3 protein-coding genes are annotated in these 2874 nt (G+C 71.2%); 2 read left to right on the top strand and 1 reads right to left on the bottom strand.

Going from position 1 to position 2874, the window contains the following annotated elements; genetic code table 11:
• Positions 1-13: 13 nt before the first annotated feature.
• Positions 14-286: a hypothetical protein gene (locus A5744_RS25205; RefSeq protein WP_076059567.1), complete on the bottom strand. Its 273-nt coding sequence runs from the start codon at positions 284-286 to the stop codon at positions 14-16.
• A 140-nt stretch (positions 287-426) separates the two neighbouring features.
• On the opposite strand from A5744_RS25205, the gene A5744_RS06900 reads away from it, so the two are divergent.
• Positions 427-1509, top strand: coding sequence for a hypothetical protein (locus tag A5744_RS06900; protein WP_076059565.1), 1083 nt, complete (start codon positions 427-429; stop codon positions 1507-1509).
• Positions 1510-1709: 200 nt separating this feature from the next.
• Positions 1710-2874 (top strand): hypothetical protein (locus A5744_RS06895; RefSeq protein WP_170874440.1); only part of this gene is annotated, 1165 nt, incomplete at its 3' end.

The raw sequence follows: 2874 nt of genomic DNA, 5'->3' as shown, positions 1-2874 counted from the left end.
TATCTGCCTTAGACTACTCGCGTAGCCGCCGGGTTGCTGAGTACCCGTCGCGGTGCGTTTCCGAGTTGTACCGCCGATCCCGGCGCCCGTGCTTGTGCCCGTTCCGCGCGTGCCGATCATCGGACCCCCGGCACCCCGCGGGCCATTCGGCGGTGGGCCCTTCGGTGGGGGCCACGGGCCATTCGGCGGTGGTCACGGCTTCGGACCCTTCGGCGGCCATGGATTCGGCGGTGGGCATGGCTTCGGGGGCTTCGGCGGTGGCCACGGATTCGGCGGTTTCGGGCACAGGTAGCCGCGCGCGTCAGTGCGGCGAATCTGCCGCGTCGAGCTATGGTGGCGGACTGGGGCTCGATCGCACCGGTGATTGGCAAGCCCTGAAACGCGCCGTGCAAGGCAGCAAATCCGTTGGGGGACTTGGAGATAACGGTGGACATTGTACTTGGCGTTTCTATGGCGCCGGAGACAGTCCGCATGGTGCTCGTCGAAGGTATAGGCGCCGGCGGAGTGACCGTCGATCAGGACGACTTCGCCGTCACCGGCGGTGCGGCGGTCGACGCGGAACGAGTGATCGCCGCGATCCTCGGGACCCGGGAAAGCGCCGTCGAAGGCGGCAACCAGCTGGTGTCCAGCGGTGTGGCCTTCACCGATCGGGCCGAGGCCGCCGCGCTGCGTGATGCGTTGGCAGCACACAAGATTGAGAACGTCATGTTGGTCTCGGCGTTCATGGCCGCGGCGGCGCTGGCTCAGGCGGTCGGCAGCGCGACGAATTGCGCGCGCACCGCCCTGCTGTTCGTCGAGCCGGCCAACGCGACGCTGGCCGTCGTCGACAGCTCCGCGGGGTCGATCGTCGATGTGCGCCGGCGGCCCCTGCCCGACGGCGACGATGCGGCGCTGGCGCAGCTGACCGCGATGGTTTCGGGTGCGGAATCGATGAAAGCCCGCCCGGACGGCGTGTTCCTGGTCGGTTCTGGCGTGGACATCCCGTCGATCAAGCCGACGCTGGAGGCGGCGACGTCGCTGTCGGTCACGGCACCCGAGGAACCGGATATGGCGTTGGCGCGTGGGGCGGCGCTGGCGTCGGCGAACGCTCACTTGGGAGCCCCGTCCACCGCAGCGCTGCCCGACGCGGATCCCGGCGGGTCCGGCTTGGCCGGGCTCGCCTACAGCGACGTCGCGGACGACGACGCCGGCACCGCCGCCGAATCCGAGGCCGGTGGGCGGCGCAGCCGCAAGGCGCTGGTGGCGATCGCCGCCGCTGTGGTCGTCTTCGTCGGCGGAGCGGTCGCGCTGACGCTCGCGCTGGCCTTCGGCATCCGCCCGCACGTGGAACAGCGGCCGGACGTCGGCAAGTCCGTCGTCGCACCGGCGCCCGCGCCGCCGCCCTCGGCGGGCCCCGGCCCGGAAACGGCGGCACCCCCCAGGGACTCCCCGCCACCGGATCCGCGGCCCAGGGACCGCGTGGACGACTGGCTGCACCGCCACCTCGGGCACGGCATTCCGGGCCCGTAGCGGGTAGCCTCGGTCGAGGCGCCCGATGCGTCGAACACGCGTAAAATCGGGCGATTAGGGAACCCAGGGGGAATTCGCGGCGTAGCGCCGCCGGTGGAGTGTGCGACGACGAAGTCCCTGGACGTGATGGCTAGCGATACGACCATGGAGGAGCTTTGGACACCGTACTTGGTGTGTCGATGGCGCCGACGGCAGTCAGGATGGTGCTGGTCGAGGGCGAAAACGGGGATGGCGCCACCGTCGACGAAGACAACTTCGACGTTTCCGCTGACGACGACGCGGCCACAGTGAGCGCCGCCGACCAAGTGGTGTCCGCGATCCTCGGCACCCGCGAGGGCGCCGCCGAGGGCGGCTACCAATTGGCGTCGACCGGAGTCACCTTCACCGACCCCGTCGACGCTGCGGCCCTGCGCGATGCGCTCGCCGCGCACAAGGTCGAGAATGTGATGTTGGTCTCGGCGTTCCTGGCCGCGGCCGCGCTGGCCCAAGCGGTTGGCAACCAAACCAACTACGCCCAGACGGCGCTGCTCTACATCGAGCCCGACACCGCAACCCTGGCGGTCGTCGACAGCGCCGACGGATCGATCGCCGAAGTCCATCGCGAGGCCCTCCCGGACGACGACGAGGCCGCGGTGGCAAAGCTCGCCACAATGGTCTCGACCGCCGAGGGGTTGGCGGCGCGCCCGGACGCGGTGTTCGTCGTCGGCTCCGGCATCGACATCCCGTTGATCAAGCCGGCGCTGGAGGCGGCGACCACCCTTCCGCTGACGGCGCCCGAGGAGCCGCACACGGCACTGGCCCGCGGAGCCGCGCTGGCGTCGGCGAGCGCGCCGCTGTTTGTCTCGTCCACCGCGGCGCGTGCCTACGCTCAGGATCCCGGCACCGGAGCCATCGAGCCGCTCGCGGTCGCCCCGGGCTATTTCGACTTCCCCGGCACGAAAGCCCAAGAGGACCTGGCCTACAGCGCCGTTCCCGAGGACTTCGCCGACACCTACACCGGCGAGCACGCCCCGGCGACGGGTTTCGTCGACGTCGGCGAGCGCAGATCGTTCGGCCTGGTGGGAAGCGCCCTGGCGGGCATCTTCATCGTGGGCGTGGCGGCGCTTGTCGTTTCGCTGGCGATCGCCATCCGGCCCACGTCCGGTGTGCGGCCCGTTCCCGGCCACAATGTCGTCGCCCCCGCCCAGCCGGCACCGGCGGCCCCGGTGGCTCCCGGGCCTGCCCCGGCTGCGGTTCCCGGGCCCGCCCCGGCTGCGGTTCCCGAGCCTGCCCCGGCCGCGGTTCCCGCGCCCGCCCCACTTCCGGAGCCGCCGGCGCCCCAGGCTCCGGCTCCCGTCGCGGTGCCTGTCTCTTATACACAACTGA

The organism is Mycobacterium sp. IS-1264, assembly GCF_001954195.1.
GTDB lineage: Bacteria > Actinomycetota > Actinomycetes > Mycobacteriales > Mycobacteriaceae > Mycobacterium.
This window is presented reverse-complemented; position numbering and strand designations above follow the sequence as displayed.